The organism is Bacillus sp. FSL R9-9410 (genome assembly GCF_038050385.1).
In the GTDB taxonomy this organism is placed as follows: Bacteria; Bacillota; Bacilli; order Bacillales; family Bacillaceae_G; genus Bacillus_A; species Bacillus_A cereus_U.
In genome coordinates this window covers 1,575,803-1,602,243 of sequence record NZ_JBBOTV010000001.1, presented here as the reverse complement: position 1 = coordinate 1,602,243, position 26,441 = coordinate 1,575,803, and the positions used below count along the sequence as shown (strand labels likewise).

Sequence of the window (26,441 nt, the reverse complement as noted above, 5' to 3'; positions counted from 1 at the left end):
AAATTTTGTACTAACTTGTAACAAAATGCTCATTTTTTCATTTTGAGGTATTTGCATTTCTTAGCTTGATGGTGATGTGGAATAACACTGATCCTGTAACCAAGTAATTTGCAACAGATTCTTCATCCGACCAATTTAGTTTGGCCCCATTAGCATGGTAAGTGAGTATCTTCTCATCGATCGGAGGCAAATTCCGTTTGTTGTCTTCAGAGCCAAAAATACTTGATGCAATCAAAGTTATACTTAGAACTCTCTGAGGGTTCCTCAAGGCTACAATTTGAGCAATCGATATGTTGTGCTGAAACGTCAATATATTTAAAAAAGGATCTCTCTTGATAAAGAGAGATCCTTTTCTTATTTCTTCTTCTTTTCTGTCGGTTGGCTTTGTTTAGCGAAATTAGATGAATCATCGAAATTCGGTTGCTTTTTACCAGCATTATTACTTCTACCTTTTCCCATATGTAATGCACCTCCCCTCACCCTTACTATTCCCAAATAAAAAATCCTCTTACATCCAAGAGGATTTTTTATTTGGCTCTTATTAATAATGCCAAACTGTTCTCGTAGTACTTCCAACACTTCCCGTCCTGCCATACCTTTTAACCATGGTGTTGATGGTGGCCATCATGCGTATAATTGTCTTGGAGGTTTCCTTTAAACAATACCTAAGTTCGGTTTCAGTCTTCGATTGCTTGGTAGACCGTGGTCCAGAAGTCTTGGATAAGATGCGATGGGGCCGGAGTGGACATCCCAACCTGGGTGAACAGAATTCCAATAAACTGTTTGTCTGGATCAGCGTAAGCTGTAGTGCCAGTTCCGCCATCCCAGCCGAATTGACCGATAGACGCGTAGTCTCCAAGATAGGTACGCACCGCCATCCCAAAGCCCCAGCCACCTTGTATCCCTTGTCCAAACGACAAATGGACGTTGTTTTTGGCCAAATCGTCTCGGTATACTTGTTGTTCAGGAGTAAGACGGTTGGTGGTCATCAGCTGGACTGCGGGCCTAGACAGAATCCGTTTGGTTCCGTGCATCCCTTTGTTCAACAACATCTGCAAATACGCGTGATAATCGTCGATGGTTGCGAGCAGCCCACCACCGCCTGCTTGAAATGCTGGAGGTTTGCTGTAACGTCCGCCTGCACCCTCATCCCACACGATGAACTCACCTGTCTGCGGATCGGGGTTGAAGGCAGGTGGAAGCCGGTCAATCTTGAGCTCAGGCACGTAGAAACCAGTGTCCTTCATTCCCAGTGGATCGAATATGCGTTCGCGCAGGAACGACTCGAATGTCTGACCCGTGACCCTGGCAACAAGAATGCCGAGCACTTCAATACTGATATGATACTGCCACCGCTCTCCGGGCTGGTAGCTTAGCGGAAGTGCACCTAGGCGACACATAAACTCATCTGGATCGGGCATATCCTGCCCTGGCGTGTCGAATATCCCACTCTCGAAGAACGCGTTCATGATCGGAGAACCCATCAACGTGAGATCCACTCCGAGCCCGAATGTGGAGGTCAACAGGTCTCGTACAGTGATAGGACGCCGTGCTGGGACGGTCTCTTCCAGTGGACCATCGGGCTGTTTCAACACCTGCCGGTCAGCGAGTTCAGGCAGCCATTTGTCTACTGGGTCGTCTAAATGCAGTTTGCACTCGTCGAGCAGAACCATTACTGGTGAAACTGCGATCGGCTTGCTAGTGGACGCCAATCGAAAGATCGTGTCCCGACGCATTGGTGCGCCACCATCATGCCTCATTGTTCCAAGCGCTTCGACGTGCGTCTCGCCGTTTCGACTGACTAAGGCGACGAGCCCAGGAATCTTTCCAGAATCGACATGCTGCGCCAGTACATTGCGCATTTTGCGCAATCCTGTTTCAGAAAAGCCTTTATTGTTTTGTCCCATTTTGTTCTCCTTTAGTTTAGATTGAGATTTCTAATACATATTGACAATCAATTATTAGTTCTTCAAATAGAAAAATTCCCCTTTTTAATAATTTCGACAAAATGTATTTATGTATATGGAGGCATCATACATCACTATCAACCTAAGATAAATTTATATCCATACTTCACAGAGAACGTTATTCTTTTTGTAGAAATATACAGAAAGGATGGCGATGTGTTGCTATCCCATCGTAGATTAAGTAGGAAGAGGCACTTTGAGGATAATGCCTTTTCTTTATAAAAAATCCAAATGCTGATACATAATGAATTAATAAAGATAGGCTAATTTAAATTTATAGAGATTTAATAATAAGGAATGAAATTATTGAAAACATTCATGCAGCCATTAAAAAATATGATTATAAGATTTGCGAATTGATTATGATATATTTGAAAAAACGCCGATATACTTTCAACTAAGTAAAAAAGCGCCCTGTAAACAGGGCGCTTCGGACGTATACGTTACCTTTAATTATGATTAATATTAGCAGTTGGGTATAATGTTGTTCCTCCAATTGAAACCTTTATTTCATTTGTTAACGGAACATTTTGTTCATTAATAATTGTTCTCCACCATTCCCATGCAAGACCTGTACATTCTCTCGCTACGACTTTTACATTTTTTGAATTCGGTGGAAGTGGTATGACTGTAGAGAAATGAGCAGTTTTGTCTCTACCGCTTCCTTCCCAAGTTTTATGTGTTAGTACTTCTTTCCCATTTTGATCATATGAGAATTCATCCCAAGATACATCAAATTGAGCAACATATGCACCGTAATGATCAAGCGTCATTTTAGCACTTGAATATTCTGTAGTTGTAGTCTCAATATAATCTGTATTGTTATGAACAGCCGCAGTTGAATTATCTTTTAAGAAAGTGCCTGTATATGAAATTGGGTATGCTGGATTTTTAAGACTTAATTCTGCATTATCTTTAATGATATTTCGTATTTCATTAAAATCTTTTGTAACAACCTTGTTATGCTCTTTTGAATCTCCACCTAATACTACAGCGGTAAAAGTACTTTCTTCAAAAATATCTTTGTACTGTCCACTCGTTTCGACGCTGTTATTCTTAAGTAAGGCTTTAAAGGCAGCTTGTACATCTTTGCTCTTAGATGTTGTTTCTAACTTCACATAAATTGTTCTGCCATAAGCTACATTTGACACCATAACAGGGGGAGCCGCATTACTTATCCCTTTACGAGTTAACTCACTAAAAGTAACACTATTATCAAAAAGATCTGATGGATTGTTAGGTAGTTCAGCACTTACTGTATAAAATATTTGCTTATATGCCGCAACCATCACTTTTTTCTCTCCATTTGCAATCGCATTAAAGTCAATGTTCAGCCCATTATCAAGATATTTAGCGTTAACATTAAGAGCACTTGCTATTTGTGATTTACTATAAACCATAGATTCTGCATACTGCATTCTTGCAGGTAACGTATGTGTTGTTGAATACTTTTCATTCCAAGTAGATACTAAATCATCTACTGCTCCAGACACATTACCATATGTTGGATTTGGAACAGTTATTGTATTTTCTTTTCTCATGCCAGGTAAGTCTATACTAATATTCAAAGGTTTTCTCTTAGCCACTAATAAACTAGGTTGATTATCTGCAAAAGCTTTATTTGCAAGTTGTACGGCTCCTGGATAAGTACGATTAGCCACAGAATCAATAATCGAAATATCGACTGGTGAAGTTGTAAGTGATTTTTTCTCACGTTCAACTACTACAAATTTACCATTTGAATTGATACTTTCTTTCGGAACAAAACTCTCTACTCTATCACCATTTACTGCTAAAATATCTCTACTATCATACTTTAAATTTGCTATGCCAGTATCAATGCCACTAGCATTTTTTGTTGCATCATTTGCATTACCTGTTTGTGTTTCCGCGAAGGAAATAGGTGAATAATTAATAGTGCATAAACTAACTAATAAACATGTTAGAAATTTTATTCCTTTGTTGTTTTTCTTAATTTTCAAAAAATCATCCCCTTCTGTTTTTCGTATTAAGGTATGATAATTATTTATAAATAATTGCCGAATAATAAACTTACATAAATATTTTTAAAAGTTCTTGAACTAATGGAATTACTCCACCTAAAAATTTCAAAACTGCCATTGCGATTTCCATATTATTTCCTCCTCTTTTGTTGTTGCTAAGATGTGATTTATCTTTATGTTTCTATTATAGTAAGCGCTTTCATTTTTATCGACACATTCTTATATGCAATATTACATATAGGAGTCACCATACATATCTATCAATTTAAGAAGAATAAACGCCACCAAAACAAAAAAAGCCCCAAATTTTTTTGAAAATAAGTTGGGGCTTTTGAACTAGAAAAGTATATTTTCAACTATGAAAACTATGAAAAAAAATTTTCCTTTTTACCTACTTACCAAATTCAGCAAGTAAAATATTTTTAAAAGGATCAGGACTGTTAGCTCTACCCATACTGTTCAAACTGACGGCCAACGTATGCTTACCTCCAAGTATACCTCCAGCAAAAGTACTAAATCCCGGAATACCACCTGTGTGTCCCCATATCGGGACACCGTTTGGAAGCTTAGTTTCATAGATTCCAAGACCGTATCTCCCGATTTCAGCTCTTCCTGTAGGAACTGTAGTAAGCATTTGTTTTAGTTGCTGTTCTTTCATTAATTTTCCACCGAGCAAGTAAGAAAAGAATTTGTTTAAGTCGTCAGCAGTAGAAATCATATCTCCAGCCGAGCTACCTATACTTGGATTAAAATAAGTAACGTCTTTTAGCTCACTTGCTCCGTCTGGTTGGACATATCCACGGGCATGCTTAGTGCCTGGAATAACGCTTGAATTGCCAGGTAGGAATGTATTCGACAATTCCAGCGGTTCAATAATCCGATTTTCAATCTCTTCCGCATAACTGTTTCCGGTTACTTTTTCAATAAGGATACCCAGTAATACGTATCCTGTGTTTGAATAAGACCAGCCCTTTCCTGGGGCAAAGTCTGGGGGCATCGAAAGTCCAATCTTCACTAGCTCTTCAGCGGTATACAATCTTTTTGTATGCGTAAAATCAGCTTCTTTTGACCTCGAGTATTCAGCGATACCACTTGTATGATTCAACATCTGACGGATAGTAATCTGTTTAGCATCATATCCATTTCCTTGAATGACACCAGGCAACCATTTTTCGATGGAGTCGTCTAGATTCAGGCGGTTCTCTCCAGCTAATTGAAGTAAAACCGTTGCGATGAACGTCTTCGTCACACTGCCAATGCGAAAGCGAAAATCTGTTTTCATTGGTTGCTTGCTGCTCAGATCCGCTACCCCAGCGGCATAACCCCAAGTTTTTCCACCCTCGGAAGTTTTAGCAAGTATCCCCGGGTATCCAAGTTGCAATGTATCCCGCATTGCTTGCTTGACGGAATTACGATCTCGTTGAGTATTTGTTTGTAACGAACTAGATACATTTTGAGTGGGCTCTGCTTTTACAATTGAGGTTGGCGTTGTGTATAACAGGGAACTTCCAGCTATTAAAAGAGCCAGACTTGCAAATGTAATTTGACTACGTGTTTTCATAAGGCATTCCTCTCCTCTATTCATATTGTATAGGTGGTTGCTTGATATTTCATACTCACCACACAGCTATCATCTCTACCGATGACAAAAAGTCAACATTGAATTCGTAATCATCTTCATAATGATTATTTTTACAAGCTCCATTCTGTCCTAATAAACGGTAAATCCCTCTTTTTGCATGTATGTTAACCTCAGAAATTATTTTTTTCCATGAAACACTCTTATTAACTGGTTTGTTTTTCATATATAAGTTATATCTGTTCCTCCTTTCATGCTTCTTTATATTTTCATCATACACAATGAAAATCTCTTTTTCCTTACCTATTCCTTACAAATCCCTTACGTTCAAAATAGCTTCTGTGTCTCAAATGTGCCAATTAATTCTCATCAAGAAGAAACGAGAATTAAGCGAATATAAAGCGATTTATATCATAAAAGATTATTTTCTACTTATTTATGAATCTCTACAAAAAGACACCAAAGAATTAACAAAGATATTGTTTCGTCTGTTTGATCTCTTACAGAAAAACGGACGAAAATCCCATAGGTATGAGAAGAAAACCGTCTTTGATATCTTAGGCGTCGTATATAACCTTTCTATGCCTCACAAGCATGTAGCGTAATCCAAAAAATTAAAACCCAATAGGGTTTATCTGGTATGAAAATATTTAAAGAACTTACACTGGATCTTTAGAAAAAAGAAAAAAGCCCATCAAGCTAAGGTTTTGAAGTACCCCCTAAATGAAAATTTTCTTTCTCTACAGTTAGTTATTTTGAGAAGTCAGCTCATTTTTTTGTTTGTGGGGTGTTAACTTTTCTTAAGTTGATAGGAATGTGACGCTACCCCATTATGCAAAAGATAAAAATTGTAAGCCAATAGATAAAAAAATAATAATTCCTTATTCAACTAACGCATGCATTAGTTGAACAACCTAAGGCTGCTTCGGTAGCCATTTTTTGTACCAACTGGCAGTTTAGTTTTCAATATGTGAAAAGGGATTTCTAAGTGATTAATTGAATATATATTTATTGTTTACTAATTTTTGGGAGGTCCCTTTATGGGAGATAAGCTTTGCTGTATATCAAGTTCTTAATGAAGAAAGACTAGGAGCTTCGCACGGTTCTGTAATAACTTATAGTAATGCTGTGACGGGATCTCCTGTTAGTGAGATAGGGTGTTTTTTAATTTATTTATCATAATAACGTACCACGAAATTGCAACTCTCGTCCTCAAGAATTATTTCTTTTGGGTGAAAGTTTTTTTATTATATAAGTTTCATTCTGTCATAATTTAAAGTTTTCGAGAGGAGAAATGATATGAATTCTATTTTATTAGATGTTCCGTTACAAATAGAAACAGACAGACTAATTCTTCGAGCACCACTTCAAGCTGGTGACGGGAATGTCGTACACCAAGCTATTAAGGATTCAATTAATGAGTTAAAACAATGGTTGCTTTTATTCCAGTCAATTCCTACTGTTGAAGAAACTGAAATTATCCTGAGAAATGCCCATATAGATTTTTTAAAAAGAGAAAGCTTTCGCTATCTTATCTATCTTAAGGGTACTAATGATTTTATTGGAACTGCTAGCCTTCACGGAATTAATTGGAAGATTTCTAAATGTGAAATTGGATACTGGATTAACACGCAATTTAGTGGCAATGGATATATGACAGAGGTAGTAAGTGAGTTAACAAACCTTGGATTTCAGTTACTCAAATTTAGAAGGATTGAAATAAGATGTGAATCTACTAACACTAAAAGTCGTACGATCCCTGAAAAACTAGGTTTTGAGCTTGAAGGGATATTACGTAATGAAGATCTTTCAGCTGACGGTAAAAAACTAACTGATACCTGCATCTATGCAAAGGTAAATTAGATTAAAATTTTAATACTCAATTGATTCTGTGTACATAGTTTATTCCCCTTCTAATCCGTTATTGTGATTTGTTTAGAACTATAGTACATCAATATGTTTAAAATGAAATGTACTGAAATGGGTATTTTCTATTAAAATAAGAATATTTACTTCTCATAATAATATCAGTATTATATACAAATGTTACAATCATTTTATAAATAAATTACTTCATGAAGTTATGAAATTAGGACCGTACATATTAGAAATATGTACGGTCCTTTTGTTTACTAGTACTTATCTAACCTAAAGATAAGTATGTGCTCCTTTTACAATTTGAATTTCTTTGTAAGCTTCTTATATTTTCTATATGAACGTCTAACAATGTTTAACATGAAATACGGTATTTTAACAGGGAAAGGCAATTTATAAATGAAAGGCAAGTAAAATGTAAAATATGCCTTTTCTAAGTCTCTCCACTTACTATCTTCTTTTGTTTTTAAGAAATCAGATACATCGACTACATATCCCCTTCCGTTTTCCATCATCACATTTTTCCCGTGAACATCACAAGGAGTTAATCCTTGCTCTCTTGCATACTCTATAGCTTCATTGATATCAAGGATTACCTGCTTCGGAATTTTAATCCCCTTATGAATAGCATCGTATAAGGTAATTTCTTTTAAACGTTTCAATACTATGAAATTTCCCCCTTTATATATAAGCTTCGAATAAGAAGGATGATTTCCGATTCTTCGATATACTTCTGACTCTTTTTCAATTCCTTCTCCTTCTCGCACGTAAACTTTCACTACCCAATCTTTGTATTCTTTATGCATAAATACTGCGGCATAATTACCTGTCCCTAAACACTTCCAAAGTCTAGGAATATCTTTAACTACTACAGGCTCGAATTCATCCTCACTTCTTATGCTTACCTCTTTTAATAATTCGTTCTTTATCAATCCCACAAAACTATTTATACTCATCATTCCCACTCCGGTTTTGCTAAAAGGGGTCCCCCCCATACCCATCAAGTTAAAAAGTACCTTCTTCCCTAATACGAAAAAAATGAGCAGACTTCACTAAGTAACTAACTTTAGCGAAATAAAATTTTCATTTAGGGGGGACTTCAAAACCTTAAAATGGATATTCTACGCAAATATATACTATTGATACAATAAGTCATGTTAACTTCACATGATTATATTATACAAAAACTCAGCAAATACCGTTACGAAAAGTTTACAAGTCATATCTACTCTCTCTAAATAGTTTATTGCGAATCTACTTTAAGAAGATAAGTAAATGGCATATTATGTAGGCTTAAATATATTTGTTGCCCAAAATACTAATAGTAGTACTGATAGAATTGCTCAAATGTTTATAGGAGCTCAAGACTATTGGAGTCAATATGGAATAACTCTAAATTTCCGTTGGCATTTTTTCCTAGAGGCTAATCCTCAAAACTATTGGTTTGCCTATACCAATGAAGAGTATTCCGCAGATAAAATTGACTGTTTTAATCCAGATACTTTAAATCATTTACTCCCATATACGCAAGGAGTTAACGAATGGATTGGATTATTTTTTGCCTGAGGAAATAGATTAGCAGATGGAGAAAGCACTGGGTGCACTTCGTATGTACCGATTGTTCAGAATGGTGAAATAACGAGCGGTACCGACCCTTACTTTTTTATAAAGTGAAACTTAAATTCGCGGGGGTGTTCATCTCCCGCAGATTATGAGCTCTCACTAACCAGTTTTTACGTGCAGCATAAAGTCATTACATTTTCGTAGCGTACGAAATTTGTGTTTTGTTGGTACTACCCCATCGCTATCAACCTAAGAAAAGTAAATATTCCCAGAATGGAATTTTTTTCTAACTTGTAGCAAAAAAACTCATTTTTTCGTTTTGGGGTAATTCTGAATGCTTAAGTTGATGGGCATGTGTAAAGAAGGCCATTTTGATTAATCTTTATTCAAGATGCCTTCTTTTTGTTTGTAAAGAATCCCTTCATAAATTGTTTTTATTTTCATATAGTGAAAATAAGTTTTGTAAAAGTATGAAAATAACAAATTAATAAAAATCATTTTTATTTCATTGTAAATACGAAAGTAAACTTTTAAATAAAAATTCACCTTCAATGTCATATCAGAAGCATCCGTTACTTTAGAAACACTCCTATGAGATATAATTATTGATGGTTCTTTTTAGGTGATATACTGGAGGTAGATTACTCATCTAATGATGAAGGGAGGTTTACGCGTATGGAAGTAACATTTACAGTAAGTAAATGGGATGAAAAGCCAGTCAATGACACTAGAAAAGATTTCCCTATTAATATTGCCCATGTCGAATATGATATTGACGGTGAATTAAAAGGAAAAGCTTTTGTTGAATATTTATTATATTATTTAGAATCAACTATAGATGATGGTCACTTGGCTACCGCTAAAATTTCCGGATTTTTACATTTTGAAGGAATTTTCAAAGGAAAACGAGGGACATTTACAGCTATAGAGCAAGGGATATTTGATAAAGGAAATCTAGATTCCCCTGCAACAATCATCAAAGCTACTGGTGAATTAGAAAGCCTGAAAGGGTCCTATAATTATAAGTTTACAGGTCAAACCAGTAAAATGATTCTAGACTTTGAATTCTAACAAAATATCTTATAATTTAGCAAAAAGGGCATCCACTGTAATACTAGGAATGTCCTTTTTTAAACTAAATTATACCGAAAAACAAGACTCAAAATTTTCAATGGGAGGAAATGATATGAGGATCACGATACAAGAATATGTGGTCAATGAAATAGATTCAGGACCATATGGAATAACCGTAGGAAAAGACGGAGCATTGTGGTTTACGGAACAGAAAGGGAATCGAATTGGTAGAATAAATGCTACTGGTGAAATAAATTCTTTTCCCATTCCGACAGCAAATGCAGGAGCTATGTCAATTATCTCAGACCAGAACGGTGACTTATGGTTTACGGAATATAACTCAAGCAAGATCGGTAAAATGTCGATGAACGGTCTTTTTGAAGAATATGTACTCCCTACAACGAACGCTGCACCTTTTGGCATAACGGAAGGCCCAGATGGAGCAATATGGTTTACAGAAATGAATAGTGGTAGGATCGGTAGAATAACAAAGTCAGGGGAAATCACCGAGTTTGAATTGCCTAACTCCAAATCATTTCCCTCTTTTATTACTCTGGGATCAGACGGTGCATTATGGTTTACACAGAATCAGAACAATAGGATTGGGAGAATAACCACTAAAGGTGAGGTCAAAGAATTTCCAATCCCAACACCCAACTCCGGGCCAGTTGGAATTGCGAGCGGACCAGATGGAGCAATATGGTTTGTGCAAATCATGGGCAATAAAATTGGTAGAATTACGTTCGAAGGTGAGGTCAAAGAATTTGTTATACCGACGCCGAACGCTCGTCCTCATGCCATAATACCCGGGAAGAACAGAGATCTTTGGTTCACAGAATGGGGAGGTAACCAAATCAGCCGTATTACAGTTGAAGGAGTTATTACGGAATATACGATACCTACAAATAATGCAGAGCCACATGGTATCACGTTTTGTCCGGATGGCGATCTTTGGTTCGCTGAAGAGTGTAATCAAATTGGACGTCTAACAATCATTACGTAATAGGGATATCGTCCATCGCTATCAAGGTAAAATGACATCATATTTCAAAAATAAAAAAGACCAATTAAGGTCCTTTTTTCTATCTCTCTTATGCAAACACTATGACTGTGTAACTTTATTAGAAACAAGTAATTTTTCAATACATATAGGTAACATATCTAATAACGTTTCAAATGCGTAATTTACGTCCAGACGCTCCGTCCATTGATGTGCATCTTTTCCTACTGGCCCCATATTTAATACTGGAACGTCAAACTCTTCTAATTCCTGAAGTGGAATCGAATAACCTTTATCCCATAATGGCATATTGTCTACAAGAGAACTCATTGAATCTAATGGGTACTGCAATCCCACATAGCTCAAATCTGAAATTCCTCCAAAATAATTTTGGTTTTCAAATGTAATGCTATGATTATAGTGGGCATACTTTTCCATTTCTACAACTACCTCTTTAATTAAAGGATTGTTGCGTGAACTCACAGCTGGATAGTATGGCGGAGCAAAGAAAAGTACAATCATCGGAGCCTTTTCTTTACATAAGATAGATAATTTGTCTACTAAATCAATAGTTACCGCACGATCATCTTTATCTTCTCTATTTTTTATAATATTAGATTGAATTTCATCTATTTTTTCTCTTCCATGTTGTTCAATTGCATAAGTGATAAGCTCTTCATACGTTAATACATTTACTTTGAGATTAGGCGGTATGAACGGATTATGCTTAGAAAAATGATACGCTCGCTCCTCATACGATTCTTCGATTTTCTCTGCTACTTTCGTTACTTTTTGGCGTAACAATGAAACTACATCTGTCATCGTTTTTTCTAGTAAAAACAAATTAAATAATGTGACAGCACGATGAGGAATTTGTACAGAATAATCCTCCTTTAAGTCTCTTTGAAGCAAGTTAGTTGGTGGAGGACTCGCTTCACCATCTACAATATCACAAAGGTCAGTATTCAACTCTAATTCCGCTGTTAATAATGCCGCCATATAGCTCCCATTTAATCCTGCAAAAGGTTCGCCTACATGTGTCTCTTTTCCATAGCAAAGGAAACCAGGTAACACCTTACCAATAGAACCAGTATAAATATACTTATTTTGATCACCAGGATGCCTTGAAAACATAGGCTCTGAATTTAGAACCGTTTTATACTCTAAGTCATGTTCTCTTGCTAAATCTAGTAATCTCGGAACAGCAGCCCTCATCCCTACAGAGTTCACTTCTTCATCTGGAACAGCCAATAAAAGAACATTCCCATCAAATCTTCCTTCACAAGCTTGCTCAACCATTGCCATTTGTAAAGCTAGACCACATTTCATATCCATTGTTCCTCTACCAAATAGCCAATCTCCTTGTTCTATATCTTCACGTACATGATCTGGTAGCTCATCTTTATGAGAATAAAACATAGATGTTAACTTTTTAGGGTTAAATGCATCTTCTTTCCACACTCCGTAATCTTGTACATCTACAACATCAAAGTGGCTAACAAGAATTACGGTATTTTTCGTACTATCGCTTTTCTTTACTAGCGCTGTAACAAAATATCTTCCATCCCCCGTCGGATTTTTTTGCAATTGATGCGGATTTTGTTTGAAATACTGTAAGTCAGATAATTGTTCTACAACAAAGTCTGGTAATATAACTTCAGCTTCTGAACCTGTAATACTAGGAATTTCAACAAGATTGCTTAATAATTGCACCAATTGTTCTTTTGATTGCCACTTTGACATATAAATCCCCCTATTTTTCCGCATTATGAAAATGAATTCCAACATATGAATAAAAAATGACGACAGCTATCAAAATTATAATTCTGATGTACTGCCGATTTTTATTGATATTTCATGAGCTGCTTGTTTTACCTTACTAATAAGAAAAGATAGTCGATCATCATTAATGCGATGACTAATTAACCCAACACTTAATGCTCCTACTACTTTATGATTAAATCCGATAATAGGTGCAGCTACTGAAGCTGTCCCTTCTGTTTTTTCACCATAACTGACAGCATATCCTTCATTGCTTATTTGCTTTATTTGATCAAGAAGAATTTGCTTTTGTTCTGGTAAAGAAGAAAGTAAATCTTCTACAATGTATTCCATTTCATTCGTTTTCATATTAGCAAGCATCGTTTTATTTGCGGCGCCAATCGAAAGTGGAATTTGCTCCCCTAAGTTATCGATAACTCGAATTGTTAAAGGGCTATCAATTCTTTCAATGATAATAGAATGTGTTCCATTTGGAATGTTCAAATAAACACTTTCTTCAACTTCAGAGGCCAAACGCTTCATCACTTCTCTTGCAACAGATCTGTAGTCTACCTTATCCAATTGACGTAATCCTATTTCCATCCACATTGGTCCAATCTTGTACTGTTTTGTTTCTGAAATTTGCGTAACTAATCCATGCTCCATTAAAGAGTTCAGTAACCTATGTACTGTACTAACCGGGAGATGTGTTCTATCAGCTATATCAGAAATAGCCCAATACTCTTTTTCATTTGTAGAACTCAGTAGCTTAATAATACCTATCGCTCGATCAATGGACTGTACCATAACTCGCCTCAACTTTACTTGTAGTATGTTTATCCTAATTAACTATCAATTTAACAAAAATTCAAACTGAAATCAATTAATTTATTTAATTTTCTAACAATCAAGATATAACACTATCAAAAAAATGAAAACGCAAACAAAAAAATATTGACTTTTCTTTTTAATTATCTGAAAATTAGAACAAGATTTCACATCACGGAATACATTCCATAATACGGAAAAACATCAATTATCATACTACCAATTATGAAAGTGAGGAAAACAATGACGCAAGTAAACGACACAAACAATGAATTAAAGCGCACGATGAAAGGTAGACATTTATTCATGATTGCACTCGGTGGTGTGATTGGAACGGGGTTATTTAACGGATCTGGTTTTATTATAAGTCAAGCTGGACCTGGTGGATCCGTACTTGCCTTTATGGCCGGTGGATTATTAATGTATCTCGTTATGCTATGTCTTGGTGAGCTTGCTGTAGCAATGCCAGTTTCAGGTTCCTTCCAGGAATATGCGACTAAGTTCATCAATCCCGCAACTGGGTTTACTATCGGATGGTTGTATTGGCTAAGCTGGGCGAATACGACTGGTCTTGAATTTACAACTGCTGGTATTACAATGCAGCGATGGTTTCCTGATATTCCTGTCTGGGTTTGGTGTTTAATATTTGGTGTTACAATATTCACTATTAACGCATTATCTGCTCGTAGTTATGCAGAAACAGAATTTTGGTTTTCAAGTATAAAAGTATCTGCCATTATTGCTTTCATTATTCTTGGCGGCGCCGCTATGTTCGGTTTTATTGATTTAAAAGGAAACGAACCCGCTCCGCTTCTTTCAAATTTCGTAAATCATGGTGGTTTATTCCCAAATGGACTTGCCGCTATCTTATTAACAATGGTTACAGTCAATTATTCCTTCCAAGGTACAGAACTTGTTGGAATCGCAGCAGGCGAAAGTGAAGATCCAGCAAAGACTTTACCTCGTTCTATTAGAAATATAATATGGCGCACGATGTTTTTCTTCGTCTTAGCAATCTTTGTTCTCGTGGCTTTAATTCCTTGGGAAGAGGCAGGATTAACAAAGAGTCCGTTTGTTGCTGTATTTGATAATATAGGTATTCCATATGCAGCTGATATTATGAACTTTGTTATTCTTACTGCTGTTCTTTCTGTCGCAAACTCAGGACTGTACGCCGCAACTCGAATGCTTTGGTCATTATCAAAAAATGATATGGCTCCAGCCTTTTTAAAGAAATTATCATCATGAGGGATACCTCTAAACGCTTTACTCTTGACGATAGCTATTTCTGCCTTTTCTCTTTTGACAAGCGTTGTAGCTGCTGAAACGGTTTACTTATGGCTGATTTCAATTTCTGGAGTCATTACAATTATTGTTTGGATGTCAATTTGTGTTTCTCAATTCTTTTTCCGTAAACATTATTTAGCCGAAGGTGGAAAATTAGAAGACTTAAAATTTAAAACTCCACTTTATCCACTTGTACCAATTCTTGGTTTTGGATTGTATGGCATTATATTAATAAGTCTTATCTTTATCCCAAGTCAAAGACTAGGAATCTATTGCACTGTACCATTTATCATCTTTTGCTACACCTACTATCACTTTAAGATTAAGAAAAAAATTGCTACTAACACTCATACAGAAACTAAAATTAGCGAAACTTCGTAATACTGTACGATATTTAAAAGACCGCACATGGCTTTTACTTTGTGATAAGAACCATAATTTTGCCAAAACGGCTAGCTTATGGTTCTTTTTGTTTGCGGCAAACATATGCTTCCAGGATTTGAAGAATATTTTTAATATCGCTTTTAAATAAAGTCACGGTGTTTATAAAAAAGACGCGATGTTTTGTCCCTTTGGATCTGTTTATCTAAAGAGATGTTTTTATAGTGAAAAGAAGATCTGAACTGAAGGGCGGATTAAGGAACTGCTGAGTAGTAATAAAGTTACTCCACTAAAGGGCCAGATTGTTGAGGAACGTTTTCAGGCAATTAGATTATTCAAGTTTGAATAGATCATTAAGATTATGAAGGTTTTCACTTAAACTGATGGGGCAGTAATACTCAATTAAAAATAATGGTAAAGTTAGTGAAAAGAAGAAGGATTGAAAATCGTATAGATTCATTCATTTTAAGTTTTTGTGTGGCGAGGTATTTGAGAAGTAAGAATGATTTCATCAAAAAAACCATTGGAGCTCCAACCGGTTTTTATATGACTATTTTTCCAGACCCAATTTAACATCATAACAAATTATAAATAAACAATCTATACTTTTGGTTAGATTTTTTATATAGTTTGATTGACAGCAAAACCTAAGAAAAGGGGTGTTATTCATTGAGAATCATTTGTCACCTTGATCAATCTGATTTACAGGAGTATATGCAAAAAGTCTTTGGTACCAGTTATTTGGTTTCTAGTGTAACGAAAATGCATGGCGGTGCACAAAAGGTAGTCTATAAGATTGACTGCAGCAATGGATTTTCCTGCGTTCTGTATGTTTGGGATCTTACCATGAATTATTTTCAAGAAGAAATAGCGAACAGAGATATACATGAGCAATCCTATAGTAGTGATTTATTTGAATTAAATAACAAGTATTTAATCCAACAAGGAATTCAAACTCCCCTTCTATATGATCTGAATAAGGAAAGAAACCGTTATCCTTATGATTATGCTCTCGTTGAATATGTAAGTGGACAAAAGGCAGAAGTTTATTTTCAACATTCCAATTCATATGTTAAAGATAAAGTGTTTCAGCGGATAGGAGATATGCTGGCAGACATGCATGCCAACGAGAGACTTACTCATGGGAGAGCGAATCAAAGTGGGATCAACACGGAAAAATGTCATCACTTGCAAATGAAGAATGCAAAAAAAGATTTAGATTACGCATGCCAACATATTGACAGCATCCGGGCTAGTCATAGCAATCTACTCGATACATTGTACGAGCTTGAATCAAAAATCGAACCAAGAAGTCGTTATGGATTTATACATGGGGAACTCGGCCCTGATCATGTATTAATTAATGACAAACTAGAACCTTATTTGATTGATATCGAAGGAGCCGAGTTCTTTGATATTGAGCATGAGCACAGTTTTTTGCAGTTTCGATTTGGGGATTATTATCGATATTTAAAGAATGATACTCTCGACCCCAACAGGATGTTATTCTATCGATTCCATCATCATATATCCTTAACTTCAGGCGGGTTGAGATTGCTTCACAGAGGATTTCCGAATCAACAATTTGCAAAAGATCTAACCGATCACCATTCCCGTTGTGCACTGCGTTTTATTGAAGGTTGAACTTATGTCATTAAAAATTTAAAGATAGATAGGAGTTAAATATAATGATAAAAGGTTTCGGAGGAATATTTTGGAGAACTAACAATCTTGATGTTATAAAAAAATGGTACAGTGAAGTGTTGAAGATTGAAATAGAAAATTGGAATGGGACTGTGATTAAACCCGAATTAGGAACTGAGACTATCTTTTCTTTCTTTGCCGAGAATGACAGTTATTTTCCTACAGAACAACAAGTGATGTTAAATTTCCAAGTACATAATCTAAACGAGACTATTCAGCATCTTGAACAAATTGGTGTACCTCTTGAAAAGAAAGAAGAGATTAGTGAATTTGGAAAGTTTATTTGGATTAAAGATCCTGAAGGTCGATTGATCGAACTTTGGGAAAAATAGCCCGTTGTAATCATTTGCTATTAAGCTAATGAGTGCTTTAGTTCAATAAAAAAAGTTTATTCTTTTGAAGTGCACCTCCGATTATTAGACACAGGCTAACAATCGGAGGTGCACTTTTTTAATCTATCCAACTTAGTATAAGCCTATCCATTTATTAATAATATCAATCTATCAATAAATTACAATCATCTTAAATGTCTGAATTTTCCATAAATTAAAGGTTATCCCCCAAACAACCTCGAATATTGTAATAAACATACATAACATAAGGAGGTTGATCTATTTTGTTTCGTTCATTTACAAATGGATGTGTTGCCCTTGTGCAGCGTTTCTTACCAGAACCGTTTATTTTATCATGCTTATTAACCGTTTTCGTTATCTTCTTCGGCATGTTTGCAACGCACCAAACACCGGTCGAAATGATTACGCATTGGGGCAATGGAATTTGGGGACTTCTTGCCTTTTCTATGCAAATGGCTCTTGTACTCGTGACAGGATCTGCATTAGCAAACGCTCCTCTTATTAAAAAAGGATTAACGAGAGCAGCGAAATTACCGAAAACAAATGGACAAGGTATTATTGCTATTTCAATCGTAAGTTTACTAGGAGCATACATAAACTGGGGGTTTGGTATTGTTGTATCGGTTTTATATGCAAAAGAAGTGGCAAGACAGTTAGAAGGATTAGATTATAGGTTAGCAATTGCTTCTTCCTACTCTGGATTTCTCATTTGGCATGCAGGCCTTTCTGCTTCTATCCCTCTTACGTTAGCAACAGGCGGCGAAACGTTAATCAAAACGACAGCTGGAAGTATTAAAGAAGCGATTCCAATAACAGAAACGTTATTCTCACCATACGCTCTCGTTCCAGTTATTATCTTTTTAATTACGATGCCTCTCATTAATAAAGCAATGCATCCAGATGAAAAACATACGATTACAGTAGACCCTAGCGTGTTCCATGAAGAGGCTGCCGCTCAAGAAGTAGAGCAAAAAACATTCGCTGAAAAAATGGAAAATAGTATGATTATTACACTTTGCATCGGGTTATTAGGTCTTATTTATATTTTTAACTATTTTAGTACGAAAGGCTTTAACCTTACACTTGATATCGTTATTTTTATGTTATTGATTGCCGGTCTTATTTTCCACCGTACTCCGATTCAATATATTCGCGCTTTCTCTGACTCAACTAAGAGTGCTTCAGGCATTTTACTTCAGTTTCCGTTCTATGCTGGAATTATGGGGATGATGATTGGAGTAAATAGTGAAGGGCTTTCGCTTGGAGGAGCTATTTCTACTTTCTTTATTAGTATTTCAAATGAAACCACATTCCCGCTCTTTACATTTTTAAGTGCTGGAATTGTTAATATTTTCGTTCCCTCTGGAGGCGGTCAATGGGCAGTGCAAGCACCAATTATGATTCCAGCTGGCGCTGAACTTGGTGTACCTGCTGCGAAAACAGCGATGGCAATTGCATGGGGCGATGCTTGGACAAATTTAATTCAACCTTTTTGGGCACTACCGGCATTAGCGATAGCTGGTTTAGGCGCTCGTGATATTATGGGATTTTGTGTTGTTAACTTACTATATGCAGGATTTATCATTAGTCTATGTTTCTTATTTATTTAAACGAAAAGCTAGTTTTATACTAGCTTTTTTATATAATAAATCATTTGTTATCTATACAGCTTATTACCTTCCTCCACTCTACCTCTGCATGATTTAATGCTTCATATGTAAACAAATCTTCACACACTTTTTCAATCATATGAGGATTGTTCTTAAGGAAATTCCACTGCAATACTTTAGGAAGAAAATATGTTTCATATTCTTTACTTCCCTTTATTACCTCATCAACTTCTCTTTCACAAATCCCTCTTATTAAATAATCATTTCTTAATTGTATTTGAATTTGTTGAAACGTTTCGCTGTATTTCTTCAATTGGACTAAACACTTAATATACGTACGAAAAAGTTCGTCATCATAATTGCAACACTTTATAATACGATCTATTTCATTCATAATGTACGAGCCTTTTCTTCTATTTGTAATAGCCATTTTTCACGCTTCTCTAGTTTACTCGTTTTCACAGATTGAAAAACTGACCGTTTTATATCGCGAATACCACAAAAACGTAAAACCCCTCGTTTCATCATAATCCAATCCGCTGATCGATATAATAGGGCCACGTACCATAACGGTGAGTCTAACGTATTAATAACCCACGCCTTCTTTCCTTTCAATAAGCCTTTCGGTAATGATCCCTCATATTTATAAGCAAATCCAGCTACAAAAATACGATCGATAAATCCTTTTAAAATAGCAGGCATGCCCCACCACCATATCGGATATATGAAAAGAAGAATATCCGCCGCTTTCACTAATTCTCTATATCGCTCCGTCTCTTCTTCATGTAATAAATCACGTCTTTTTTTCTCTTCATTAAATACAAGCACTGGATCAAATTGTTCTCTATACAAATCAAGTATTGTAACAGAATGATTTGTTTCTCCAAGTCCTTTTTGCACATGCTCTAAAATTGCCGCATTAAAGCTTGAAGGATTAGGATGAGCGTATATAATTAGTACGTTCATTACAAAGCAACTCCCTCTTTAGTTAAAGTTTCCCCTTCTTTAACATCTTCTCTACAATTTGCACGTTTTTCGAACTTTGTAACAAACGATTTAATACTGTTAGTAACTCTTCTTTTTCTAAACCGTTCAGTTTCTCTTTAACCGTACTCTCACCAGCACCTTGAATATCATAAACAACTGCCGCCATATGTTTACAATAATTTTCATAAGGACACTCGCAGCTACTTTCTGTAAAATCTTCAAGATCAATAATCACTTCATAGTTTCCTGCATTTCCAGTAACGAAAGCAAATACTTTCTTGTCGTGTATTTCAACATCTTCTACATGTCCCTCTTCATAATATTCATATCCTCTATCTATAATGTACTTTGGAATCGATTTCGTTATATCTTTTAATAAGTACGCATACATCACAACACCTCTTCCTTTAATTCCCTTTTGACTTCCAAAATACTGCATGTTATTCTAATAACTGTCAAGTAGCGAGTCTACGTGACAAAACGACTGACACCTATTCGGCGAAGGTGTCTCTTTTCATTTGCAGCCGATATGAAGTGCCTCTTTCAGGCACATTCAATCTTTGACACTACACACTCAACACCCATTCCCTTGTATCAGGCTGCTTTAGCAGTCTTTTACTCTACATACTTCGTTATTTCAAGACGAAAAGAGAGCTTAGCTCCCTTTTCCCGCTTTATAAAATACCCCTTTTTCAGCATAGCGATATTCATCATCAGCTAAAGTAATTTTCCCATCCAGTTTGAGTTCATCTAATAGTCTTGATAAATAAAATTGATGTAACATTTTTTTAGTGAATTTTCCTTCATGATGCGAAACGATATGTTCTTGAATATCTAACAATGATATTGGCTTATCTTGCTCTATCATATATTCATAAACTGTACTACGCAGTTTTACGTATTTTTCGAGTGTCACAGTACTTCGCAACCCCTTTCTTCTTAATTATATGTTTTCGTAATCGGTTTTTTTGCAACAAAAAAACCTCTCCGATAAGAAGAAGTTACGTATATCTTCGTCTTATCTCCCAGAACAAATATGTTCTGCTGGAATTAGCACCTGCATCGCGGTTGCTGGGTTTCATCGGGCCAGTCCCTCCACCTCTCTGGATAAGAAAATATTCACTTTAAATTTAACTATACGTAATTTTATTGTAATTGTCAAATAAATATAAAAATTATATTTTCTTCTTTATTGTTCATACTACAAAAAGATGTACAAAAGGAGGCTACTACGTTGAAAAAGAATGCTCGTGGATATGTACAAGATTCTTTTCATTCCTTACAAGAAGCGAAACATTGTTTAGAAGATGCATTACAAACTGTTGAAGAAGATTTTAATCGTGCACGTATTGAACAATCCCTTTACGCTGTAGAGCAAGCATTACAAAGATGCGATTATACCGTTCACATTTTAGAGCAAGAATGAAAACTTCCCATCTTTTGATGGGAAGTTTTTCAAATGGCATACTTCATCATTATTACCGTTATTATTAAAAAATATACAGAATTAACAATTTCTAAAATCCCTACTTTTAATATAGAAATCTTTTTGCCATACAACATAATGGCCCGGATGACACTTGGTACAAATATGAGTGAACACCATGGATTTATAGCAAATACAATTACCGTTAATACAATATGGTATCCCCAAGATATAAAACGATACTTCGGATTGTTTTTTTCACGAATCATCGTTTTCACATAAAACGTACTTCCTAAAAAATATAGAAATGAAATAAGCGCAATGAATAATGCTGTTTTATCTATGAATTTCACGGAGAAATAATAACTGATTAAACCACCTATACAAAACACTATAATCGCACAAACATCATTTAGTAATGCTCGTTCATTTTTTTGACGAGCGTAATACATATTTACAATAAACAATGGAATCATTAATACTGCGAATAAAAGAATTCGCCATTCATATAATAAAGAAATCATCCCAAATATAAATGCAATGATAAAATAAACAATTGCAGCGTGTAGAAATTCTTTTTTTCGTCTTTGCCTTATGTACATGAGAAATGGGTAAGTGGCTAGATAGATAAAGAACCAGGCTAAAAACAGTGGGATATGATAAAAAGTAGGTTTACCAAGTAATACACTTAATAGAAATGGTATGACAAGCATCGCCCATGCTCCATGTTGCTTCGGAATAACTAACTTCATTAACTATACACCTCCCTCTTGAAAATAATTCTCACCTACTATTATACAAATAATTTCATATAATAACGGATATATATTGAATCTATTTTTTGACAATAAAAAATGCTTCTTACAATATGTAAGAAGCATGAAAGAGGCAAACGAATATGTAAGTCGCGACCCTACCTTATATGAGTATGCTTTTCTATGTCACGTTATGCTCATCTAATATACCGTATTTCTTTTTAAATCTTGTGAGGATCGTAATCCATGACGTGCTAAATAACAGAAGGAAAATAACATTCGATATCGCGTGACTAAGATCGAATGAAAAACTTGCGACATAGTAAGCAATAACTGTTTCCCACGTTGCTTCCTGTATAAAGCCAAGAAGTCCCCAAAAGTTCATAATCCAGCCAAATAGAAATCCAACGACAAATCCATATATGAGTCGTCCCCATAGTTTTTTCATCAAAAATGTATTTCGGAGTAATCCTGCTATAAACCCGATCATGCCCCAAGAGAACATTTGCCACGGAGTCCACGGACCTTGTCCTAAAAAAATGTTAGATACAATAGCCGCCGTTGCCCCAATCATAAAGCCAGTTTCACTCCCAAAAACAATTGCAGAAACGATAATGACAAAAGAAGTCGGTTGTACACTCGGTAAAATAGAAAATGGTACCCGGCTAACCGCTGCAATCGCCGCTAACACAGCAACGATAACAATTTCACGTGAAACAAACGCCTTCCTTTCAAAACGGACATAGAAAGGTAACATAATGATCGCTAATAAAAACAAACTACTTACCATGTAATACCCGTCCATAATAAGAGTCGTAAAGAGTAGTGTACATATTACAACGGCAAAAACAAATATTATAAATGCAACATATCGTTTGGACACGCTTCGTACACATCCTCCCACGTTAATGCAAATGGCAACTCTCTACGGATGAATCGATTAATAGATGTTGTATAAAAGAAGTTACCACTAAAGAACTCTTTCGGTGCATCATTCATAATAACTTTCCCGTCAAATAACATCATACATTGATCAACGTATTTCGCTGCAAACTCAATATCATGCGTTGCCATTACAATTGTTGTACCTTCTTTTTGCAACTGTTTAAATAGCTCTCCTATTCTTTCCTTTTTCCATGGATCGAGTCCCTTTGTCGGCTCATCCAGTAATAATAAAGTTGGCTTTGATAATAACGTTGTACATAATGCGAGTAATTGTTGCTCTCCGCCGCTACAATCATGTGGATGGCGCTCTTTAAGTGAATCTAACCAGAACTTTTTCAACATTTCTTCTGCTATTACTTTTCCCTCTTCGCCATATAATTCATTAGCACGCTCATAAACCTCTTCCCATACTGTATCAAATGTAAAATGATAGTATGGATGTTGCGATACGTACCCTATACTTTTAAATCGTTCTTTCGAATCAATTTTATGTACCACTTTTCCATTCCACTTTACCTTACCTCTTCTAGCTTTTTGCAATCCTGCTAAAATCGTTAACAGTGTAGACTTCCCAGTCCCGTTTTTCCCAACTAGAGCTGTCCATTTTCCCTTTTCAATGTTCACTGTTAAATCTCGTAAAATAAGTGGACTACTTTTTTCATATTGAAAAGATATATGTTCTGCACTTAAAATTACTTCTTGCTTTTCACATTGTTCTACTTGCCCATTCCTATATGATATCGCTGAAAAATCATTCATTTTCATTTGCGCTTCTCGCACTGTAAATGGAATCTCTTTCACATTCCACTCTAAAAACAACCTTGGAATTTGCGGAATGAATGGACGAAACTTTTCTACTTCCCACATGTTCGCTATCACATTTTTAGGAATATCATCGTAAACAATTTTCCCTTTATTCATACAAACGACACGAGTCGCTAGCGACATCGCTTCATCTAAACGATGTTCACTTAAAACTATCGTAATTCCAAGTTCTTCATTAATACGTTTTAACAATCCTAAAAACTCTTTCGCAGCAATCGGATCTAGCTGCGCTGTCGGTTCATCCAGTAATAATAGCTTCGGCTGCATCACTAATACTGCTGCTAAATTTACTAGTTGTTTTTGACCACCAGATAAAGTATGAACAGATTGATGTAACAAATCTTGAAATCCTAAAAAGCTAATGAGTTCCGCTATTCTTTGTTGAATAATATGTGATGGTAGCCCGATATTTTCTAAAGAGAATGCTAATTCTTGAATAACTGTATCCATTACGAGCTGATTTTCTGGATTTTGAAATACCATCCCAATTTCTTGTGCAGATAATAAATCTGGTACATCTTCTAATAAAGCACCACCATAATATGTATGCCCAGAACGCGTGCCAATTGGAAGTAACTCCTTTTTAAAATGTTTCAATAAAGTTGTCTTCCCAGAGCCGGAACCACCAGCAAGTACTATAAATTCTCCTTTTTGAACAGAAAGAGAAATATGCTGTAACGCTTCTTCATTTTCATCAGCATATATAAATGATAAATTCTTTATTTCTGCATGCGCCACCATATCCATTCCCTTCCTTCCATTACAATCGGTAAACTAATAAACATCATATATAGGAAAAACATCATTCCATCGTATTGCTGGAACAGAATTGATTCCACTTTCGGATAAATAATCAATTTCCCTCCGCCATAATAACTAAATATGAACGAGGCTATAAATAGAATACTTAAATAACCTAGCGTGTACCAATCGCGTCTTTCCATTCTATATCGAATATAAGTCGTACGCTTCGTTACACCAAATCCGCGAGCCTGCATAGAATCTGCTGTTTGTAGTGCATCTTCTAACGAACAAACTAATAACACTTGCAGTAATTTCATCCCATTTTTTATACGCTCAATGAGTGAACCTGAATCTAATTGTACACCTTTCGTTTTTTGGACGAGTGTAATTTTCTTTAATCGCCTAATAAACAAAGGAACAAATCGCACTGTAATCATCGTTAACAATGCAACTTTCGGTGAAATTCTTGAAAACAAATATAAAAATTTATGACTCGAAATAATATCGTTATAAGAAGCAAACGTAAACATAATCGTAACTAATAATAACCCCATAACAAGTCCATACATAACTGCCTCAAGCTTAATCCGGCTATCTCCTAACCAAAATAACGTAGTCGCCCCTCTATGTGTTAATAAAGAATTAAATAAAATTACCATTAGAAAGAATACGATAGTACTCGGCAGCATGTTTCTTATTTTCTCGCCATTTCCTTGTACTATATTTAAGATTACTATTAGTATAATCGCTCCAATTAAAAAAAGAGGATGAAGACACATCATACATAGTATCATCACCCCAATATAATAGAAAAAATTCACAAAAGGATGTAAAGAAGAAAAGCTTATTTTCATAGTCCTTTACCGAAGATCCTTTCCTATTTTAATACAAACACCCACTCGATTGTATCTCCTGGTTTTACTTTAACTACACCCGCACTATAGTTTGGAAAAGCACCGTTCACACGATATTTCCATCCACTAGTTTCAGTAATATCTTTTTCATATAAATTATTAATACCTTTTACATAAATATCACCTTTAGAGCCCATTGCATCAAGCTCTAATCCTGTGCTCTTTAACACACTGTAAACTGTATCGCCTTCTTGAACATCAACCTTTTTCGCACCTAATAAGTACCCTTCATTTCCTTTTACGGAGATTGTAACTTGTTTTTCTTGCGGTTTTGGTACTGGTACTGGTACTGGATCTGGTTTTGGCTTTGGTTCTGGATTTGACTGTGGTGGAGCCGGCACAGTTACCTGTTGTTGCCCTTTATTCGGGTCTTCCTTTTGCTCCTGCTTCGGTGTTTCTTTCGGCTGATTCACAACCCTTGCTTCTTCTTTTACTTCTGGTGCTTTCGGCTGCTGGGGTTTCTCTTCTTGTACTTTTTGTTGTTCTGGTTGTTTATTTACAGCAGGCTGTTCCTTTGGTTTCTCTTCTTTCTTTACTTCAGGTTGTTCCTGCGCTTTTTCTTCTTTCGGTTTCTCTTCTACTTTTTGTTCTTGTTTATCTTTCTGCTCTTCTTGTGGTTTCTGTTCCGGTTCAGCTTGTTTCTCTTCCGGTTTCGGTACATCTTTTTGTTCTTCCTGTTTCGCTACTTCTTTTTGCTCTTCTTGCTTCGGTTCGGCCTTCTTCTCAGGTTTTACAGCCGTTTCTTCACATCCGGCTAATAATCCCAATGAAAGAATTAAAGAAATGAACCATTTCATCTTACTCATGCTGTCCCTCACCTTTCATAATAAAGTGAAACTTTAATGAGTGGAGATTTTGTT

General features: G+C 35.7%; 24 protein-coding genes, 3 pseudogenes and 1 riboswitch. Of the genes and pseudogenes, 10 read left to right on the top strand and 17 right to left on the bottom strand.

The window, feature by feature from the left end; translation table 11 throughout:
• Positions 1-82: 82 nt before the first annotated feature.
• The 5 genes and pseudogenes from MKX77_RS08445 to MKX77_RS08425 all read right to left on the bottom strand — a co-directional run.
• Positions 83-286 (bottom strand): annotated as a pseudogene (locus MKX77_RS08445) (alpha/beta fold hydrolase); the annotation flags it as partial.
• Between the two features lie 391 nt (positions 287-677).
• The gene (locus MKX77_RS08440; RefSeq protein ID WP_002161137.1) at positions 678-1,907 is read right to left on the bottom strand and encodes a serine hydrolase domain-containing protein; all 1,230 of its coding nucleotides are present in this window, start codon (positions 1,905-1,907) and stop codon (positions 678-680) included.
• Between the two features lie 509 nt (positions 1,908-2,416).
• A complete protein-coding gene (locus tag MKX77_RS08435; protein WP_341306298.1) occupies positions 2,417-3,949 on the bottom strand; it encodes a thiol-activated cytolysin family protein in 1,533 nt (510 codons plus the stop codon).
• A gap of 412 nt (positions 3,950-4,361) precedes the next feature.
• On the bottom strand, positions 4,362-5,531 hold the full coding sequence (locus tag MKX77_RS08430; protein ID WP_002190158.1) for a serine hydrolase domain-containing protein: 1,170 nt from the start codon (positions 5,529-5,531) through the stop codon (positions 4,362-4,364).
• Between the two features lie 55 nt (positions 5,532-5,586).
• The gene (locus MKX77_RS08425; RefSeq protein ID WP_341306297.1) at positions 5,587-5,829 is read right to left on the bottom strand and encodes a hypothetical protein; all 243 of its coding nucleotides are present in this window, start codon (positions 5,827-5,829) and stop codon (positions 5,587-5,589) included.
• A gap of 67 nt (positions 5,830-5,896) precedes the next feature.
• On the opposite strand from MKX77_RS08425, the pseudogene MKX77_RS08420 reads away from it, so the two are divergent.
• Together MKX77_RS08420 and MKX77_RS08415 are read left to right on the top strand one after the other, a co-directional pair.
• Positions 5,897-6,154, top strand: a pseudogene (locus MKX77_RS08420) (IS4 family transposase); the annotation flags it as partial.
• A 694-nt stretch (positions 6,155-6,848) separates the two neighbouring features.
• A complete protein-coding gene (locus MKX77_RS08415; RefSeq protein WP_341306296.1) occupies positions 6,849-7,412 on the top strand; it encodes a GNAT family N-acetyltransferase in 564 nt (187 codons plus the stop codon).
• 308 nt (positions 7,413-7,720) lie between these two features.
• Here MKX77_RS08415 and MKX77_RS08410 read toward each other — a convergent pair whose 3' ends face one another.
• Positions 7,721-8,380 carry a serine/threonine-protein kinase gene (locus tag MKX77_RS08410; protein WP_215553609.1) on the bottom strand — a complete coding sequence of 220 codons (660 nt, stop codon included), beginning with the start codon at positions 8,378-8,380 and terminating at the stop codon, positions 7,721-7,723.
• Positions 8,381-8,699: 319 nt separating this feature from the next.
• On the opposite strand from MKX77_RS08410, the gene MKX77_RS08405 reads away from it, so the two are divergent.
• From MKX77_RS08405 to MKX77_RS08395, 3 genes are all read left to right on the top strand, one after another.
• Positions 8,700-8,990, top strand: a complete 291-nt coding sequence (locus tag MKX77_RS08405; protein WP_341306295.1) for a hypothetical protein — start codon at positions 8,700-8,702, stop codon at positions 8,988-8,990.
• A 672-nt stretch (positions 8,991-9,662) separates the two neighbouring features.
• Positions 9,663-10,058: a DUF3224 domain-containing protein gene (locus MKX77_RS08400; protein ID WP_341306294.1), complete on the top strand. Its 396-nt coding sequence runs from the start codon at positions 9,663-9,665 to the stop codon at positions 10,056-10,058.
• Positions 10,059-10,173: 115 nt separating this feature from the next.
• Positions 10,174-11,064, top strand: a complete 891-nt coding sequence (locus MKX77_RS08395; RefSeq protein ID WP_341306293.1) for a Vgb family protein — start codon at positions 10,174-10,176, stop codon at positions 11,062-11,064.
• 99 nt (positions 11,065-11,163) lie between these two features.
• On the opposite strand, the gene MKX77_RS08390 is transcribed toward MKX77_RS08395, so the two are convergent.
• Both MKX77_RS08390 and MKX77_RS08385 read right to left on the bottom strand, forming a co-directional pair.
• Positions 11,164-12,804, bottom strand: coding sequence for a M20 family metallopeptidase (locus MKX77_RS08390; RefSeq protein WP_341306292.1), 1,641 nt, complete (start codon positions 12,802-12,804; stop codon positions 11,164-11,166).
• Positions 12,805-12,879: 75 nt separating this feature from the next.
• The gene (locus tag MKX77_RS08385; protein WP_341306291.1) at positions 12,880-13,629 is read right to left on the bottom strand and encodes an IclR family transcriptional regulator; all 750 of its coding nucleotides are present in this window, start codon (positions 13,627-13,629) and stop codon (positions 12,880-12,882) included.
• A gap of 264 nt (positions 13,630-13,893) precedes the next feature.
• On the opposite strand from MKX77_RS08385, the pseudogene MKX77_RS08380 reads away from it, so the two are divergent.
• The 4 genes and pseudogenes from MKX77_RS08380 (at position 13,894) to MKX77_RS08365 (ending at position 18,985) form a co-directional block, all read left to right on the top strand.
• Positions 13,894-15,318 (top strand): annotated as a pseudogene (locus tag MKX77_RS08380) (amino acid permease).
• Between the two features lie 714 nt (positions 15,319-16,032).
• Positions 16,033-16,962: a phosphotransferase gene (locus MKX77_RS08375; protein WP_341307944.1), complete on the top strand. Its 930-nt coding sequence runs from the start codon at positions 16,033-16,035 to the stop codon at positions 16,960-16,962.
• A 44-nt stretch (positions 16,963-17,006) separates the two neighbouring features.
• Entirely contained in the window at positions 17,007-17,354 is a 348-nt protein-coding gene (locus MKX77_RS08370; protein ID WP_002128251.1) for a VOC family protein, read from the top strand.
• 284 nt (positions 17,355-17,638) lie between these two features.
• A complete protein-coding gene (locus MKX77_RS08365; protein WP_341306290.1) occupies positions 17,639-18,985 on the top strand; it encodes a short-chain fatty acid transporter in 1,347 nt (448 codons plus the stop codon).
• Between the two features lie 40 nt (positions 18,986-19,025).
• Here MKX77_RS08365 and MKX77_RS08360 read toward each other — a convergent pair whose 3' ends face one another.
• The 4 genes from MKX77_RS08360 to MKX77_RS08345 all read right to left on the bottom strand — a co-directional run bounded on the left by MKX77_RS08360 (position 19,026) and on the right by MKX77_RS08345 (position 20,888).
• Positions 19,026-19,379: a group-specific protein gene (locus MKX77_RS08360; protein ID WP_341307943.1), complete on the bottom strand. Its 354-nt coding sequence runs from the start codon at positions 19,377-19,379 to the stop codon at positions 19,026-19,028.
• Positions 19,376-19,951, bottom strand: a complete 576-nt coding sequence (locus tag MKX77_RS08355; protein WP_341306289.1) for an NAD(P)H-dependent oxidoreductase — start codon at positions 19,949-19,951, stop codon at positions 19,376-19,378. The genes MKX77_RS08360 and MKX77_RS08355 overlap by 4 nt, the downstream gene beginning before the upstream one ends.
• A gap of 22 nt (positions 19,952-19,973) precedes the next feature.
• Positions 19,974-20,363, bottom strand: a complete 390-nt coding sequence (locus tag MKX77_RS08350; protein ID WP_341306288.1) for an SWIM zinc finger family protein — start codon at positions 20,361-20,363, stop codon at positions 19,974-19,976.
• Positions 20,364-20,627: 264 nt separating this feature from the next.
• Positions 20,628-20,888, bottom strand: a complete 261-nt coding sequence (locus MKX77_RS08345) for a hypothetical protein (RefSeq protein ID WP_012261278.1) — start codon at positions 20,886-20,888, stop codon at positions 20,628-20,630.
• 99 nt (positions 20,889-20,987) lie between these two features.
• Positions 20,988-21,086, bottom strand: a riboswitch (SAM riboswitch).
• Between the two features lie 120 nt (positions 21,087-21,206).
• Between MKX77_RS08345 and MKX77_RS08340 the strand changes: the two genes are divergently transcribed.
• On the top strand, positions 21,207-21,398 hold the full coding sequence (locus MKX77_RS08340) for a hypothetical protein (RefSeq protein ID WP_002084448.1): 192 nt from the start codon (positions 21,207-21,209) through the stop codon (positions 21,396-21,398).
• A gap of 29 nt (positions 21,399-21,427) precedes the next feature.
• On the opposite strand, the gene MKX77_RS08335 is transcribed toward MKX77_RS08340, so the two are convergent.
• From MKX77_RS08335 to MKX77_RS08315, 5 genes are all read right to left on the bottom strand, one after another.
• On the bottom strand, positions 21,428-22,150 hold the full coding sequence (locus MKX77_RS08335; protein ID WP_002013933.1) for a YwiC-like family protein: 723 nt from the start codon (positions 22,148-22,150) through the stop codon (positions 21,428-21,430).
• Between the two features lie 184 nt (positions 22,151-22,334).
• Entirely contained in the window at positions 22,335-23,036 is a 702-nt protein-coding gene (locus tag MKX77_RS08330; RefSeq protein ID WP_215553621.1) for an ECF transporter S component, read from the bottom strand.
• Positions 23,009-24,670 (bottom strand): ABC transporter ATP-binding protein, encoded by a 1,662-nt coding sequence (locus MKX77_RS08325; protein WP_341306287.1) that lies wholly within the window; start codon positions 24,668-24,670, stop codon positions 23,009-23,011. Before MKX77_RS08325 ends, MKX77_RS08330 begins: the two co-directional genes overlap by 28 nt.
• Complete coding sequence (locus MKX77_RS08320) at positions 24,643-25,521, bottom strand: energy-coupling factor transporter transmembrane component T (protein ID WP_341306286.1); 879 nt, start codon at positions 25,519-25,521, stop codon at positions 24,643-24,645. Before MKX77_RS08320 ends, MKX77_RS08325 begins: the two co-directional genes overlap by 28 nt.
• A gap of 23 nt (positions 25,522-25,544) precedes the next feature.
• Positions 25,545-26,387 (bottom strand): DUF4430 domain-containing protein, encoded by an 843-nt coding sequence (locus tag MKX77_RS08315; protein WP_341306285.1) that lies wholly within the window; start codon positions 26,385-26,387, stop codon positions 25,545-25,547.
• Positions 26,388-26,441: the final 54 nt, after the last annotated feature.